The sequence below is a fragment of the Massilibacteroides vaginae genome (assembly GCF_900178525.1).
Taxonomy (GTDB): Bacteria; Bacteroidota; Bacteroidia; order Bacteroidales; family Tannerellaceae; genus Massilibacteroides; species Massilibacteroides vaginae.
The window spans coordinates 785575-802865 of sequence record NZ_FXDJ01000009.1 but is presented as its reverse complement, the minus strand read 5'-3'; the positions used below and the strand labels follow the sequence as shown (position 1 = coordinate 802865).

Here is a 17291-nt window from a genome sequence, read left to right as displayed (position 1 = left end):
TTTAGTTAATCCTTTTCATCGTAGTTCCATTAATCCTGACGACGTTCCGGACGAGGTCCGCGGTCTTGTCTTGGAGGACGTTCACCTCTTGGTGGGCGTTCTTCGTAACCTTCAGGTTTAGGAAGTAATACTTTTCTTGAAAGTTTGAACTTTCCGGTTTTGCTGTCAACGTCAACCAGTTTAACCTGAATGATGTCTCCTTCTTTAAGTCCCGCCTGTTCAACTGTTTCCAATCTCTTCCAGTCTATTTCTGAAATATGAAGTAATCCGTCTTTGCCCGGCATAAACTCAACGAAAGCACCGTAAGGCATTACGGAAGAAATCTTTCCTTCGTAAACTTCACCTACTTCCGGAACAGCAACAATACCCTTGATTGCTCTGATAGCAGCGTCGATTGTGTTTTTGTTTGTTCCTGAAATTTCAATTTGACCGAAGCCATCCACTTCTTCAATGGTAATAGTCGCACCGGTTTTCTCCTGAATTCCCTGAATGATTTTTCCACCCGGGCCGATAACCGCACCGATAAATTCTTTACCGATAGTGAGGGTTTCAATACGAGGTGCATGAGGCTTAAGATCGGTACGAGGCTCTGCGATACAGTCTGTGATCTTACCTAAGATATGAAGGCGTCCGGCTTTAGCCTGTGCTAATGCGTTCTCAAGAATTTCGTATGACAGACCATCTACCTTGATATCCATCTGAGTAGCTGTAATACCGTCTTTTGTACCGGTTACTTTGAAGTCCATATCTCCTAAGTGATCTTCGTCACCAAGAATGTCTGAAAGGATAGCGTAGTTTGTTCCTTTATTTTCTGAGATCAATCCCATGGCGATACCTGATACCGGTTTCTGTAGCTTCACACCGGCATCCATAAGCGCTAATGTTCCGGCACAAACTGTTGCCATTGATGACGAACCGTTTGATTCAAGGATGTCGGAAATCACACGTACTACATAAGGATAATCAGCAGGGATCATACGTTTCAAAGCACGGTGAGCCAAGTTTCCGTGACCCACTTCGCGACGACCTACTCCACGTGAAGCTTTAGCCTCTCCTGTGGAGAAAGGAGGAAAGTTATAATGAAGCAAGAAACGTTCTTTTCCGTGATTCAATACATCATCTACCAGTTTTTCATCTGATTTTGTTCCCAACGTTACCGTTGTGAGCGATTGAGTTTCACCACGTGTAAAGACAGCAGAACCGTGAGGACCAGGTAAACAATCTATTTCTGTCCAGATCGGACGGATTTCTGTTGTTTTACGACCATCAAGGCGTTTGCCTTCATCCAGAATCGCACGACGCATAGCTTCTTTCTCTACGTCATGATAATAACGACCGATCATTTCACCTTTCGCTGCAAGATCTTCTTCGCTTAGTCCTTCTTTGTATTCGGCAATAATATTTTGGAATGCTTCACCACGTTCATGTTTTCCTGTACCCGATGTTGCTACTGCATACGCTTTAGCAAAACATTTATCGTGTACATCTTTACGTAGTTCTTCGTCATTTTCTTCGTGACAGTATTCGCGTTTGGTAAGTTTGCCGCAAGCTTCAGATAATTCAAGCTGTACCCGGCATTGTTCCTTAATAGCTTCGTGAGCGATTTTGATTGCTTCAAGCATTTCTTCTTCTTGCACTTCGCTCATTTCGCCTTCTACCATCATAATGTTATCCAGCGTAGCACCTACCATGATATCGATATCTGCTTTTTCCAATTGAGAGAAAGTAGGGTTGACGATAAAATTACCATCTACGCGAGCTACACGTGCTTCTGAAATAGGACCATTAAAAGGTATATCTGATACGGCAAGAGCTGCTGAAGCAGCTAAACCTGCTAAAGCATCCGGCATATCTTCGCCATCTGCCGAGAATAAAATTATATTAACAAATACTTCTGCATGATAGTTATCCGGGAAAAGAGGACGCAAAGCGCGATCCACCAATCTGGATGTCAGGATTTCATAATCCGAAGCGCGGCCTTCTCTCCTTGTGAATCCTCCGGGGAAGCGGCCTACTGCTGAAAATTTTTCTTTGTACTCTACTTGAAGCGGCATGAAATCGACACCGGGGTTTGCATCTTTCGCTGCACAAACGGTCGCCAATAAAACGGTATTACCCATTGTTACAGTAACGGCACCATCCGCTTGTTTAGCCAATTTTCCGGTCTCGATGGTAATGGTCCTTCCATCACCCAACTTGATCGTCTTGTTAATTGGATTAAGCATAATCTTCTTTATCTTATTTTTTATCTGTAAAACTGTTGCAAATGTAGTGAAAGTTTACTCTAATTAGATGTAAATGAAAATAAAAAGCACAGAAGATCCCTTTTTTAATGGGCAAGATGAACCTTTGGCTGAAACCGGTGTTGTTCTTCTCCTGACTTTGTAGGTCAATTACAATAGAGTAGTAATAGGAATTTCTTTGATCGTCTACGGATCAAAATGTATATATCCGGTTGTTTCCTTAACGACAACCTTTTCCATCGATAGAACAACCTATCCCTTTAACGCTGTGATCCGTTTGGGTGGAAACACCGTTGCTTTTCCAGTCGTCAAACGTTTTCTTTAGTGTTTCCAGATAAACATCTCCCGAAATAGAGCCTTGAATAATCGTCTTGTTATTGAACAAATAAAACGGGATATATTCCAGATTTAATTGATCCTCACTATAACGAATGTCTTCTGTCAGTTCAGTCAGAAACTCATTGCCGTCGAGCATTGTCATAAGTTCTTCCACAGGCAAGCCTACATTTAACGCGATTTCCTTTATAACTTCTCGGTCGCTTATGCATTTACCTTCAGTGAAATAAGCAAAGAAAAAAGCCTCGAACGTATTCCCTTCCAAATGATACTTACGCGCCAGTTTGATTGTGCGCAACGCGTCTGATGTACTTGTAATTACTAAGTTTTCGAAATTAAACCGTATTCCTGTTGCCTGAGCCAGTTTTTGAAGTTCGTTCAACTCTTCCTGTTTGTCTTTGTAATAATCCAGATAGGTTGAGTTAAGAGGCTCATTTTTTAAATCAGGATTAAGTTCATAGCTGTGCCATACTAACTCAATCTGGTCGGCGTGAGGAAAAGCCTGAAGAGCAGCTTCTAACTTCTTTTTGCCAACATAGCAATACGGACAGGCAATGTCTGCCCAAATATCAATTTTCATTTTCCCCATAGTTCAAAATGTTTTTTGCGAATCTAACAATTTCTGCTTACAATCCTATTATATAGTAAACAGATAAACTAAATAAGTTGCTGTTAAATAGTAGCCAAAAATACATAAAGCAAACGTAGAGCCGGATCAAAAACCTTTTTTATATTTGACACGCAACGAAGAATCTCTGAGACTAAAAAAAACTATTTTATTTACATTTATCAAAAACTTGTTGACATACTGTTGTCAGATTTGCGCTTTATCTTTGTTTTACAATCAATAAAATGTTTTGAATATGAAACTTACATCTTATCTTGTTTTTAATGGAGTGGCCGAAGAAGCGGCTGGTTTTTATGCAAACGCTTTGGGTGGAAAGATAGAGAATATCTTTCGGTATGATTCTATGCCTGCTACACCGGAGATGCCCGTTCCGGACGAGTGCAAGCAACTGATTTTACATTGTTGTATCGGTTTTCCCGGAGGATCGATGAGCGTTGCTGATACGTTGCCGCATGATAAACGGAACTTTGGGAATAAAGGACACATGCTGACGCTCGATTGCGATTCGATTGCGCAGGCCGAGGAGGTGTATGCCAAATTATCTGTAGGAGCGCAAAAGATTGAATGTGAACTTGGCGAAGCCTTTTTCGCTAAGCGGTATGCCGAGGTTCTCGATCGTTATGGCGTGCTTTGGGCGATCTTGTTCTCCGAAAATTAACCGGCTGTGAATCGGATCGACCGCATATCGACCTTGTTGGTGCAACTTCAGTCGCGACCAATCGTTAAGGCGTCTGAAATGGCAGCACGTTTCGGGGTGAGTTTGCGCACCATTTACCGAGATATGAATACGCTGGCTGAAGCCGGTGTGCCGATATGCGGAAATTCCGGGGTTGGATATTCGTTGGTTGAAGGTTATCGGTTGCCTTCGCTGATGTTCACAAAAGAGGAGGCTATCGCTTTTCTTACTGCTGAGAAAATTATCGAACAGCTTACAGATAGTCAGAACAGTAAGTATTTCCGTCAGGGCATGGATAAAATACGAGCCGCGTTGCGTGCTGTAGATAAGCAATATCTTCATAATATGGGTGATTCTATCGCCGTGTATAAAAGCAGGAATACACGCGAAAGTTTACCGAACTTATTGCAGATGATATTGAACAGTATAAACGAAAAACTGATTATTGAGATTGACTATACCAATGCCGATGATAATAAAACCAGACGTTCCTTAGAGGCTGTCGGAATCTGCTATTCACACCCGAGCTGGTACCTTACGGCCTGGTGTCACCTGCGAAAGGAGTACCGGATGTTCAGACTTGATCGTATTAGCAATATAAGGACAACAACCGACAAGCATACAAAAATACATCCTACATTGGAATCGCTGGCCGGAACCGATGCACCTCAATGTCTTACGGAAGTAGTGTTGCGAACAAGCAAAGAGGTGGCCAGATACAACGCAGACCGGTGTTTCTTTATGGGATTAATCAACGAGAACGAATTGACAGACGGTGGAATAGAACAAACCTACATGGCCTATTCGCTTGAGGTTTTAGCCAGATGGGTGTTAGCCAATGCCGACACCACAACCGTGGTTCATCCCGTTGAAATAAAAGATATTATAAAACAAATTATTCAAAATTTAGACGTATGAAAATTAATTGCACAGAGATAAAGACGCTCAATCCGATTAAAACGATTGCAATTTCACACCTTGGCGATTATTCCGGAATAGGGGGCGCTTTTGAAAAAATAGCCGGATGGGCAGCAGCAAATAATCTTTGGGCGGCAACTCCTAAAATGGCCGGTGTGTATCATGACGATCCGTTAACTACTCCTGTGGAGCAATTGCGTTCGGAAGCTTGTTTAGAGGATCTTGCCGATACAACACCGGGTGAAGGGATGAAACAGTATACAATAAGCGGAGGTAAATATTTTGTAATGCAGGCAGAGATCGTCATGGCCGAATTTTGCGAAGCGTGGCAAAAAGCGTATGCCACTGTTAACGAAAAAGCCTATCAATGCGATACACGCGATCATTATGAACTATATGTCGGTTGCGTTGGTGATGAGCAGGATCCTGATGCTCCCTGGATTGTGGAGATCCGTATTCCTTTGAAATAAAATAAATAATACACACTAAAGCGATGGAACCACAAATGTTATTGAGGAATCCGGAGATATTCCCTACGAATGAAGTTTTGAAAGATGCGCTTGGTGATGCGGTCTTTTGCGTATTGGAATCATTTGTTGAGACGGTTACAAGCGAAAATTACGGACTGACTGTTGAATGGCGATATTATAATGACGGCAAATCCTGGCTTGGCAAAGTAACGTATAAGCAGAAAACCGTCTTTTGGCTTTCGGTATGGGCCGGTTTTTTTAAGACTTCGTTTTTTTTCAAGGAAAAGCACCTTGAAGCGATTGCTGCTTTGCCTGTTTCAACGCAGATCAAAGAAGAGTTTTGTTCTGCAAAGCTTATTGGTCGTTTAATTCCTATGATTATTGAGATTAATAAGGTGGAGGATATTCCGGATTTACTGACCATTATTCGGTTTAAAAAGAAATTGAAATGATGATTGGGTTGGTATCCGTTTGTGTGATTTTTTAAGTTAAAATCAGGGGTAAGTTGCTTTTTTTTAGCCAAATCGTATATTGCTGATAATCAGCGTGTATGATTTGGCTAAAAACATAAAGGTTATTTCTTGAAAAATAAAGGATATTTTCGGAAAAATAAAGGTTATCTTTTTATTTATATAGTATAATGATTTTTCTCTGTTGATTGATGGCTAAATTTGAATTGTTAATTCTATCACTTTCTTTGTCATTCCGCCCCCCCCTTCCCTGTCATCTCTACTGTCCCTCCTTGTCATCTCGACTATCCCTCCTTGTCATCTCGACCGAAGTGGAGAGATCTCTGCTTATGGCTTCGTTAAAGAATAGTCAGACGCGGAGAGATGTTTCGACAAGCTCAACATGACAAGGGGTTGGTATGAGATGCTTCGATAGGCTCAGCATGACAGTGGATGGGACAGGGTTTTAAGGGGTTTCACCCCTGTGACCCCACATCATTTTTTGGCTTGATCCAAAAAACGAAGCAAAAAAGATCAAGGCTGCACTTCCTTCGCTAAAAAACACTGCGCTTTCGCTAAACAAATCGAAAACTCGCTTCGCTCAAACAACGATTTGTTTTTAACGCTTTCGCTCCGTGTTTTTCTTAACGCTCATCCAATGAGGCCGGTTTTTTCACGGCTCGCCGCTTATCGCGGCATCGTGCTCTTTTCCGGGTAGGAACCATCCTTTTTGTCTTCTCGAAATCCCTCCCTTGTCACCCCGACCACCCTCCCTGTCATCTCGACCGAAGCGGAGAGATCTCTGCTTATGGCTTCGTTAAATGATAGTCAGACGGTATGAGATGCTTCGACAAGCTCAGCATGACAAGGGGTTGGTATGAGATGCTGAGCCTGTCGAAGCATGACAGTGGGTTGATTGGTTTTGTTTTTAGTATTTAAAGCTTCCGCCTCCTAAAAACTCGCGTAGCAGTGATGTGCCCGGTAGTTCGAAGTCGGGGATGTAGTTGAAGTAACGCAGGAATCGGAGCAAACGGTATGCCTCTGCATTTTCAGGGTCGGACTCACGTACTTCCATCAGAATGGGTTCGGCGTATTTTCGTAAAGCGCCGAGCTCGTATATCATCGCGCTGTTGAACATTGCGTCGGCATTTTCTTGGTAGGGGAAAATCCATTTTTCTTCTCCACGACGAACGCTTGCCCAACGGGAGATCGTGTCTTTTGCGGAATATCCCCTGAACCGGTAGTCGCGAACAATGCGACGTAACAACCGATTATCGGTAGTCGGTATCCAGTTGTGGTTGTCCAACGAGATGGAGGTCAGCGCCGAGGCATAAACCCTATACTTGCACTTGTCGTTCACCATGGCGGTAAGTTCCGGGTTTAACGCATGTATTCCCTCTATGACGAGTACGGAATTTTCCTTTAGTTTTAATGTTTTGCCCTTATAAATCCGTGTGCCCGTATTAAAATCGAAGCTGGGCAAATTAATCTTTTCTCCTGCCAATAACTTCTCAAGATCGCTGTTGAAATATGGCAGATCCAATGCGTATAGCGATTCGAAATCATAATCGCCGGATTCGTCTTTTGGGGTATCTTCTCTGTTTAAAAAATAGTCGTCCAAAGAGATAGCGATAGGTTGGATTAGGTTTGTCAGCAACTGTATTTGTAATCGTTTGCAGAAGGTTGTTTTTCCGGAAGAAGAGGGGCCGGATATCAGCACAATACGTACACCGTCTTTAAAGCGACGAGCAATATCTTCAGCTATTTTGGCAACTTGCTTTTCCTGTACCGCTTCAGATACCTTGATTATATCCGATGTGTTTCCTTTTTTTAAGGAGAGATTTAGATCTCCCACATTGTTTAGACCCACCATGCGCTGTAAAGTGAGGTGTTCCTTGTAAACTTCAAACATCTTATCCTGTCTTATCAGCGGTTCAAGTTCATTTGGACTTGTACGTTTAGGAACGCGGAGTAAAATGCCGTCGTTATACGGAATTATATCAAACAGCTTGATATATCCCGTTGAGGGAGTAAGGCACCCATAGAAGAAATCAACGTAACCATCCAATTCATAATAAGACGTATAGGCCATACCCGATGTTTCAATTAACCGGGCCTTATCTTTCATATTGAGGCTATGGAAGAGCTCGGAAGCCTCTGAGGTGCGTACGTATCTATGATAGAATTTGAAGTCCGCGTCAATAATTTCCTGCATACGAACCTTGATTGCCTGAATTTTTGTTTCTGAGATCTGTTCACCATTTTTGATCACACAATAGTAACCTTTTGACACAGGATGCTCAAGATTTAAACCAGCTTTTGGTATAGTTTCATAAACCGCCTTAGCGAAAATATGGCAAAGCGAACGTATATAAGCGCGCGATCCGGACGAATGGGTATAGTCCATAAACTCGACATCTTTCGATTTCCAGCACCGATAAGTTAATCCTTCCACCTTGTTGTTTACCTGCGCATTCAGGGGAGTGTATTTAAGTGGAGCCCCCACTAATTCATATATTTCAAGTAAAGAAGACCCTGAGGGAACATTCGTGTATGTGTTATTATTCTTACAATAAATTCTAATGGTTGCATCCATATAAAAGTGAATTGGTTTTTGTATTTTTATTGCTTAAAGTTATGAATAATAATCCGATAATACAAGATCACATGAATGCTTGCAACAACGATAAATTGTATAGAATAAAGAATGCCGCATTAGTACTGCCTACAGGAATTTGCAGGCATAAATCGCTAATAATAAATGACGGAAAGATAGTTGCTATAGAGGACGATAAGTTGAGTGGGGAGCGTATGCCCGAACTGGATGCCAAGGGCTTGTTTGTTGCACCCGGTTGTATAGATACACATGTGCATGGAGGCGGCGGATTTGATTTTCTGGATGCGACTCCGGAAGCTTTTCGCACAATCGCTTCCACGCATGCGAAGCATGGCACAACAGCCATATACCCCACTTTGGCGGCCGCCCCTCTATCTGTTTTCAGGCAGAGTATAAAAACCTGTGAGAAAATAATGGATGAGACGCCGCAGGGAGCACGTGTTATGGGACTTCATTTAGAAGGAAACTATCTGAACAAAGATATGTGCGGCGGGCAGGATCCTGCCTATTTGTCGTTGCCGTGTGAAAACGAATATAAAGCATTATTGAGCGAAACGTCTTGTATCAAGCGATGGAGTGCCGCGCCTGAACTTCCGGGGGCTTTGGATTTTGCCCGCTTTGCTTCAAAGCAAGGGGTAGTGGTTTCGCTGGCCCATACAGTGGCCGATTACGCGATGGTAAGCGAGGCTTGGGAGGCCGGTTATACGCATGCTACTCATTTCTATAATGCCATGACCGGAGTTCATAAAGCCGGAGAATACAAACACGAGGGAACTATTGAGGCGGTTTACCTGATAGATGATATGACGGTAGAAATGATAGCCGACGGTATCCATGTTCCTCCTGCTATTTTAAAATTGATCTACAAGATAAAAGGGCCCGATAAAATCATGTTGGTTACCGATGCTATGGCTGCCGCTTCGTGCGAAGAAGGAACGTTTATTCATAACGGGCGGATTATTTTGGAAGATGGCGTTTGTAAATTGGCCGATCGTTCTGCTTTAGCAGGAAGTGTAGCTACGGCAGACAGGCTGATCCGCACGCTAGTTAAACAGGTTGGCATACCCTTGCCGGATGCAGTTCGCATGGCTTCGGAAACGCCTGCTCGTATTATGGGTATATTCGACACGAAAGGCGAGCTGGCGTGTGGTAAAGACGCGGATATTATTATCTTTGACCCCAATATTGAGATTAAAACCACGATCGTAGAAGGACGAATCGTTTATAACAGATTGTAAAACCATAAAAATGAGTATGAAACACAAATTGCTAATGATGGCCTTTGCCTGCGTGCTGCTAATCCCTTCCGGCGCGGCAAAGGATAGAAAAGAGTATTTTCCGAAAAAAGATTTAACACTTGTAGGTGCTTATTATTACCCCGAACATTGGGATGAAAGTCAGTGGGAACGAGACTTGAAGAAAATGGCTGAAATGGGATTTGAATTTACCCACTTCGCCGAATTTGCCTGGGCGCAATTAGAACCGGAACAGGGGCGTTATGAATTCGGTTGGTTAGACAGGGCAATTGCTTTGGCTGCTAAATATAACCTCAAGGTTGTATTATGTACTTCTACAGCTACTCCTCCGGTATGGCTCACACGTTCGCATCCGGAAATTCTGATAAAGAATGAGAATGGTACTACGGTTGATCACGGCGCACGTCAACATGCTTCCTTTTCAAGTACCTTTTATCGTGAATATTCGATGAAGATGATTGCTGAACTGGGTAAACGTTACGGAAATGATAAGCGCGTAATAGGGTGGCAATTGGATAATGAACCCGGAGTTCGACAAGATTATAACACCGATGCGTTAAACCGCTTCCGCTCTTTCTTGAAAAGGAAATATAATAATGATATTTCCGCCCTGAATAAAGCTTGGGGAGCTGCATTCTGGAGTCAGGTGTATGCTTCTTTTGAACAAATTACATTTCCCTTGCCGGCAAATTGGGGGCAGAATCCGCACCAACTGTTAGACTGGAAAAGATTTTCGGCATACGAAGCTGCTTCTTTCATGGATGAACAGGCCGATGTGTTGAGGAAGTACACAAATCCGGATCAATGGATCACCTCCAACTATATTCCGAACTATGCGGATGGTCATTTCGGACAATCAAAGAAGCTGGATTTTAATACATATACTCGTTATATGGTATACGGAGATCCCGGCATTGAAGAACTTGGTTTCCGTATAGGCGACCCGATGCGTATTCCTTTCGCAAACGACTTTACCCGCCCGATAGACGGAATATACGGCGTAATGGAACTCCAACCCGGACAGGTGAATTGGGGAACACGCAACAGTCTGCCTTATCCCGGAGCCGTAAGGTTGTGGTTGTGGTCTGTGTTTGCCGGTGGAAGTGATCTGACTTGTACTTACCGTTTTCGTCAGCCGTTGTTTGGCGACGAGCAGTTTCATCAGGGAATTATTAGTACGGACGGCGTAACTCCTTCCCGGGGAGGACTGGAATTTGAGAAATTCATCAACGAAATCGCGCTTCTGCGGAAGAATTACGATCCGGGATCAGCCCTGCCGGCGGATTATACAAATCGTAAAGTAGGCATTCTTTATACACATGAGAATGTATGGAGCATGGAGAAACGAAAACTGAATAATACGTGGGATACCGAAAGGCACATTCAGAAATATTACAAAGCCTTAAAGCGTTTTGGAGCTCCGGTAGATGTGATTTATGAAGGAAAAGACTTCTCCAACTATCCTGTTTTGATTGCTCCCGCCTATGAAATGGTAGATGATTCGTTAATAACTGCCTGGACTGATTATGTGAAAAACGGAGGACACCTTGTTTTAAGTGTGCGTTCGGGATGGAAAGATCGCATGAGTCATTTATTTGAAGCTCCTATCGCCGATAAGATAGCCCCTCTGATTGGAGCCGGATATGATTTCCACGACTTTGTTCCGGCAAACCAGTCCGGCAATGTGGAAATGAACGGAAAGAAATATGCCTGGAATAACTGGAGCGAAGGACTTATTCCTCTAAATGAAACAGAAGTATGGGCAACGCATGCAGACCAGTTTTATAAAGGAACTCCAACGGTTACCCACCGCAAGTTAGGAAAGGGTACTGTAACCTACATCGGAACGGAAACGGAAAGCGGAGAGTTAGAAGCGGATGTTTTAAAACGTATTTACGCGTTCAGCAACACTTCGCTTATGGATTTTCCGGAAGGAGTATGGATGGAATATCGCGATGGCTTCGGAATAGCTGTCAACTATTCGTCAAAGAACTATCCGTTTCCTCTGCCGGCAGGTGCGAAAATATTAATTGGAACAAAAGAAATCGAACCAGCAGGTGTTTTAGTCTGGAAAGTGAAATAACAAGCTCCTCCAGCTGATTATAAAAAAGAACATCCCGATTTTTTCCGATCGGGATGTTCTTTTTACTATTAAATAAAGGGTTATTCGGATGCTAACACATAGTTACCCGAACCCAATTCGACAACCAAAGATTCTCCTGTTTCCTTAACCGAACGAATCCCGGCCATTTTATTATCTACTTTGACACCGAATTTTAAAGGTAGTTTCACTGTAGCCGTAGTATTCGCCGGAATCGTTATATGCCAGGTCAGATTATCTCCAACGCGCTTCCATACGCTTTCTATTTTTCCGTACGGTGAATTATAAGAAGCATTTACATGATCCAGTTTCTCCGGAAATACAGGTTCCATCCATATCTTCTTAAAACCAACAGAAGAGGGATCGTTTTTTATTCCCGCCAGATCTTCATAAAACCAAATAAGCAGATCGCCCAACAACATAACATGGTTTCTCGAATTCATCGCCGGATTGGCCGTGTCGCCATTCCATAGCTCCCATATAGTCGTCGCGCCATTTCTGATCATATATCCCCAGGATGGATAAGTTTCGTTTGTTACAATTTTATACGCTAATTCCAGATTTCCGTGTTGGGTCAAGCCACGCATTAAATGCTGAATGCCTAATACGCCTACACTAACATGTCCTTTGCAATCGACTTCTGTTTTTTCAACGATATTACGGAAAACTTTTGCTTCATATCCTTCAGGAACAAGACCCAGCTGCAATGATAATAGATTTGCCGTAACTGTATTATTATCGTATTGAGCTGTTTCGGGTTTGAAAAATTTCTCGTTATATGACGCTTTAATCTTACCTGCAAGTTCCGCGAAAGATGCCGCGTCATCAGCTTTGCCGTTCATAGTCGCGAATTTTTCCATCAGTTGCAAAATGCTGTAGAATACAGTTGTGCTAAGCACCTGTCCATTCGTCTTACGTGACGGATCTTGTGAATGAATCAATTCCGCGGATTCAGGAGGCATACACCAATCGCCATAGGTGTCTTTCATGAGGATATAATCCGTCATTTGCGAGTCGGTCATGTGCTTAACCCATCGCTTCATGGAGGGATAGTGCCTTTTAATAGAGGAATCATCTCCAAACTGAGTATAAAGCATGTCAGCAACATAAAAATAGGCTGCAGGCCAGGTAACATCATCATTGTAAATAGTCCAGTAACGAGGAGACACCACAGAGATACTACCGTTTTTATTCATAGACTCTTCTATATCCACTAACCATTTTTTGTACATCAGCGCATTGTTGAAAATGAAACTTTCTCCATAAGCACCTGTTGTACGATCGCCAAGCCATCCTAATCGCTCATCCCGCTGAGGGCAATCCGTAGGCATTCCCCGATAATTACCCCGTATTCCCCAATAACAGTTTGAGTATAGCTTGTTTATTAGTTCATTCGAGGTTTCAAACTTACCGATGGTAGCCATCTCGTCATAGACTACTTTCCCTGTTAAATCATTAACTGAGGGCTCACTCTCTAAACCGGATAGTTCAACAAAACGAAAACCGTGATAAACGAATTGAGGTTCCCATGTGAAGATACCATCAGAAGCGGGAGTATAGACATTGGTAACCAATGCACCGCGTAAATTATCCATATATAAGCTATCTCCATCCTGTGTTAACACTTCCGCGAACCGCATGGATATAGGCTGACCCTGTTTGCCTTTAAGTTTAACATGTATATAGCCAACCATATTCTGCCCCATGTCAACAATGTAGCGTCCGTTTTCTACTGCCTTAATTGATATTGGGCGTATTTCTTCCATCACTTTCAGGCTGGGAGATAGCTGAGCTACAAGTTTTCCTTTAGGAGCTTCCATCATAGCGGCTGATTGCCATGCAGAGGCATCGTATCCACTCTTGGTCCATTCGCCCAATTCAAGGCGGGCATCATACTTTTCACCATCAAACTCATTGTTTTCCACAACAGGCCCGTTGTTTGTAGCCTGCCATGTTTCATCCGTAATTATGACTTCCTCTTTATCTTCGTACTCAATATGAAGTTGAGCGATCAGCCGTGGCAAGCCGAAACCATGCATTCCTTTCTCCCGCATAGTCAGAAAGCGACCATTACCAAGGGCTACGGCAATTGCATTTGAACCGCTTTTCACGAATGAGGTAACATCGTATGTAAGAAAAGGAACTGACGCATCATACCAGGTAGGTAACGGGCCAAACACATCATTGCCAACTTGTAGACCATTTATATAACATGTAGAAGAACCTACCCCAGAAATATATAACACGGCACGTTTGGGCGAAGAAGTCGCATTAAACTCTTTACGAAGATAGCGAGCCGGGAGTATTGTCCGGTTTTTATCAACCTGTAAGTTTTCCGGATCATTTATGCCTATCCATTTCGCTTTCCAGTCTGCCTCTTTCAATAAAGCATTCGACCAGTGTTGAACACGACTTTCTATCTTTTGGCCGGTATTTGTCCACACGGTCAACTTCCAGAAATAAGCTTTGCCTGATTTCAATTGCTCACCGGCATATTTGATCAACAAAGATTGGTCTGACTCTATTTCACCGGTGTTCCATAATAAATTTGACTTATTTTTCAAATCCGGCTCTGAGGCTGCCACTTCAATCTGATAGCGAACTTGTGTAATACCTTGAGCTTCACTTTCCAGTTTCCAAGAAAAGCGTGGAGCTGCGTTTCCGACACCTTGGGGATTCTCACGCATCTCTGTTACTAACGATGAAAGCACTACATTATGTGTCTCAGTACAAGCAACGGCAACAGTGATAAGTAAGATAAGAACGGGTAATAAGAATTGATTCTTGATCATAACTTAATAGTATTAGATTTGTTTTCATAATATACAGTTACTTTCCGCCAAATGAGAAGCTTACTGGGAAGGCGATTGGTGATGTTATGGGTTGTCCTGCGATGTTGAATGTTGGTCTGAGGCTAAGCGATACTGTGGATTTTTCACCGCTTATACCGGCTATATTCTTTACAATGTTCAACAATGCGGTTTGGCTGTTATTTTTCATCAGATTTGCTACGTCTACGCCTATTGTGAGTGGGACTGTTTGGGTACTTCCTCCCGGGATATTTACGGACTGTTCGAGTGTTCCATTGGTGAAATGAATCTCGTCGATGCTAACCGCGTATTGTAATTTGTTGAGAAGCGCAGGCGTCTCATTCGGGTTGGTTACGTTCATGTTGACGGTAAAATTCAATGGGATATTACTCGGGTTTCCGGCAAGGATGGCTGTCAGTTTTACCAGATTTGCAGGAGATAATGCCGATCCTGAAGTTAGATTGACTCCGGATACCGAAAGATTCGAGATTGAGTTGTAAGCATATTTGCATTGTGTCATATTATAGGCTCCGGAAAGGTCGTTGCCAACGGTTGTGCCACATCCGGACAGAACTATAATCAAAGATAAAAATGGAATTAAAGCAATTAATTTTCGTTTCATTTACGGTTGTCTTTAATGTTTATAAAACTGTTCTATTCATTTAATCAAGAGCTAATATATAGGTGTTCTTTTCTGAGAGTATCTGTAGTGCTTTCTGAAAACTCGGGTTATCCTCGTTTATGATTTGAAAATATTCGCTCATCTCAAACATATCACGCGCAATAAGTGCTTTGATTTGTAATTTGATCAGCGGTTTGGATCTGTTGTATTCCTCTTCATTGAACTCGATCTTTTCTTCTTCGGCGAGTGCGATCAAATCCTGCATAATGTCTTCGCCTACTTCAAAATCTTTCTTATAAGCGGCAAAAGTAGGGTGTTTCTTAGTCATCGATTCTCTGGTTTTGTCTAAATAATTCATCGAAATACGATTTACAAGACCTGTAGCAACAATTTTCCGATGGTAATCCGTATAACGGGTCGTATCTACAGGAATAAAAACATCGGGCATGATGCCACCACCACCATAAACCACACGATTGGATACAAGTGTATTATACTTCATTGAATCCGGAAAATGAATGCTGTCTGCACTCATCAGTTCGCCGTGGTTATAGCGTTCAATCAGATCTTGATTGTATTCATCCTGTTTGCCTTGCTCGTAAGGTTTCTGGATGCAGCGTCCTGTAGGCGTGTAGTAGCGGGAAACCGTTAATCGGATCATTGATCCGTCGGGTAGCGGAATAGGCTTTTGAACAAGTCCCTTGCCAAAAGTTCTGCGGCCAACAATTACACCACGATCCCAATCTTGTATCGCTCCGGCCACAATCTCACTTGCGGAAGCAGATCCCTCATCTACCAGAACAATTAATTTTCCTTTCTCAAATCCTCCTTTAGCGGTTGCATTGGCGTTTTCACGCTGCATTTTACGCCCTTCCGTATATACGATCAAACGATCTTTCTCCAGAAACTCATCGGCAATGTCAATAGCAATATTGAGGTAGCCTCCTCCATTACCCTGCAAATCGAGAATCAGGTTCTTCATCCCCTTTTTTTGTAGTTTAGCCAATGCTTCCCGGAACTCATCCGCAGAAGACGCGGCAAAGCGGTTCAGTTTAATGTATCCGGTTTCTTTATCAGCCATATAAGCAGCATCTAAGCTATATACAGGGATCTTTCCACGTATGATGCGAAACTCAATTAATTCATCCTCTTTATTTCGTTTCACTTTTACACGAACTTCTGTGCCTTTTGGTCCGCGAAGACGCTTCATCACGTCTGTATTTTTCATTTTTACACCTGCTATCGCGGTATCATTTACCTGCACAATACGATCTCCTGCCATCAGTCCTACTTTTTCAGAAGGACCTCCCGGTATTACTTGAATAACATAAAGCGTATCCGTAAGCATATTAAACTGGATACCGATCCCGTCGAAATTACCTTCTAACGGTTCAGTCATTTCTTTCGTTTCTTCCGGATCAAGGTAGTTGGAGTGGGGGTCAAGTTTTTCCAGCATACCTACAATAGCGTGTTCGGCCAGTTTCCCTTCATCTGCAGGATCAACATACAGATTAGAGATGGCATACAACGCCATGGACAGTTTGCGTGCTTCTTTATTAATACTTTGACCTTGTGCGTATGTCTGAGCAAATCCGGTAGTGATAAACAGACAAAGAAATATAAATTGTTTCATGCTTTAGTTTTATTCAAAATAGATTATTCTATATCAATACAGTTCCGTTTCTTTCGGAACGAATAGAGAGATGTCTTTGTCGTAACTCAGCAGTTCGCGTACAATACTTGAACTGATGTGTGTATGCTCAGGCTCTGTAAAGAGGATAAACGTTTCAATTCCGGTGAGCTTGCGATTCACATCTGCTATGCTTTTTTCGTATTCAAAATCATTTACGGTACGAATTCCACGCATGATAAATTGCGCGTCAACAGATTGCGCGAAATCTACAGTCAGCGAGTCGTACGCCATGACCTGAACCCTGTCATTATGTTTATATAGCTTCTCAATTGCCTCCAGTCTTTTATCCAAAGGGAAATAAGTCTGTTTCTTTTCATTGATCCCGATAGCAATGATAATTTCATCAACAATCTCCAATGCGCGCCTTACTAACGACTGATGCCCGATAGTAAAGGGATCGAACGTGCCGGGGAATATAGCCCTTCTTATCATCTTTTATATTTGATAAAGGTTACTTTTAATGTATTAAATA

General features: G+C 42.5%; 13 protein-coding genes. 6 read left to right on the top strand and 7 right to left on the bottom strand.

The features are described from left to right. Positions 1-29: 29 nt before the first annotated feature. Both pnp and B9Y81_RS11785 read right to left on the bottom strand, forming a co-directional pair. Positions 30-2225: a polyribonucleotide nucleotidyltransferase gene (gene pnp / locus B9Y81_RS11790; RefSeq protein WP_085537116.1), complete on the bottom strand. Its 2196-nt coding sequence runs from the start codon at positions 2223-2225 to the stop codon at positions 30-32. Positions 2226-2463: 238 nt separating this feature from the next. Further along, the gene (locus B9Y81_RS11785) at positions 2464-3159 is read right to left on the bottom strand and encodes a DsbA family oxidoreductase (protein WP_245832443.1); all 696 of its coding nucleotides are present in this window, start codon (positions 3157-3159) and stop codon (positions 2464-2466) included. A 283-nt stretch (positions 3160-3442) separates the two neighbouring features. On the opposite strand from B9Y81_RS11785, the gene B9Y81_RS11780 reads away from it, so the two are divergent. Genes B9Y81_RS11780 through B9Y81_RS11765 form a run of 4 tightly spaced genes read left to right on the top strand, consistent with a single transcriptional unit; the run spans position 3443 to position 5723 of the window. Further along, complete coding sequence (locus tag B9Y81_RS11780) at positions 3443-3865, top strand: VOC family protein (RefSeq protein ID WP_085537114.1); 423 nt, start codon at positions 3443-3445, stop codon at positions 3863-3865. 6 nt (positions 3866-3871) lie between these two features. Then, complete coding sequence (locus B9Y81_RS11775; protein ID WP_085537113.1) at positions 3872-4801, top strand: helix-turn-helix transcriptional regulator; 930 nt, start codon at positions 3872-3874, stop codon at positions 4799-4801. After that, positions 4798-5271, top strand: coding sequence for an AraC family transcriptional regulator (locus tag B9Y81_RS11770; protein ID WP_085537112.1), 474 nt, complete (start codon positions 4798-4800; stop codon positions 5269-5271). The genes B9Y81_RS11775 and B9Y81_RS11770 overlap by 4 nt, the downstream gene beginning before the upstream one ends. Positions 5272-5294: 23 nt before the next feature. Further along, positions 5295-5723: a DUF3788 family protein gene (locus B9Y81_RS11765; protein ID WP_085537111.1), complete on the top strand. Its 429-nt coding sequence runs from the start codon at positions 5295-5297 to the stop codon at positions 5721-5723. 925 nt (positions 5724-6648) lie between these two features. Here the strand turns inward: B9Y81_RS11765 and B9Y81_RS11760 are convergent. Beyond that, on the bottom strand, positions 6649-8316 hold the full coding sequence (locus B9Y81_RS11760; protein ID WP_085537110.1) for a nucleoside kinase: 1668 nt from the start codon (positions 8314-8316) through the stop codon (positions 6649-6651). A gap of 41 nt (positions 8317-8357) precedes the next feature. Between B9Y81_RS11760 and nagA the strand changes: the two genes are divergently transcribed. Beyond that, the gene (gene nagA, locus B9Y81_RS11755) at positions 8358-9575 is read left to right on the top strand and encodes an N-acetylglucosamine-6-phosphate deacetylase (RefSeq protein WP_245832442.1); all 1218 of its coding nucleotides are present in this window, start codon (positions 8358-8360) and stop codon (positions 9573-9575) included. A 16-nt stretch (positions 9576-9591) separates the two neighbouring features. Continuing rightward, entirely contained in the window at positions 9592-11676 is a 2085-nt protein-coding gene (locus tag B9Y81_RS11750; RefSeq protein ID WP_085537109.1) for a beta-galactosidase, read from the top strand. An 80-nt stretch (positions 11677-11756) separates the two neighbouring features. Here B9Y81_RS11750 and B9Y81_RS11745 read toward each other — a convergent pair whose 3' ends face one another. The 4 genes from B9Y81_RS11745 to coaD are packed head-to-tail and all read right to left on the bottom strand — an operon-like array spanning position 11757 to position 17248. Continuing rightward, on the bottom strand, positions 11757-14486 hold the full coding sequence (locus tag B9Y81_RS11745; protein WP_085537108.1) for a family 78 glycoside hydrolase catalytic domain: 2730 nt from the start codon (positions 14484-14486) through the stop codon (positions 11757-11759). 37 nt (positions 14487-14523) lie between these two features. Beyond that, positions 14524-15126: an LEA type 2 family protein gene (locus tag B9Y81_RS11740; protein ID WP_085537107.1), complete on the bottom strand. Its 603-nt coding sequence runs from the start codon at positions 15124-15126 to the stop codon at positions 14524-14526. Between the two features lie 40 nt (positions 15127-15166). Next, positions 15167-16759, bottom strand: coding sequence for a S41 family peptidase (locus B9Y81_RS11735; RefSeq protein ID WP_085537106.1), 1593 nt, complete (start codon positions 16757-16759; stop codon positions 15167-15169). A gap of 33 nt (positions 16760-16792) precedes the next feature. Continuing rightward, entirely contained in the window at positions 16793-17248 is a 456-nt protein-coding gene (gene coaD, locus B9Y81_RS11730) for a pantetheine-phosphate adenylyltransferase (protein ID WP_176221510.1), read from the bottom strand. Positions 17249-17291 lie beyond the last annotated feature (43 nt).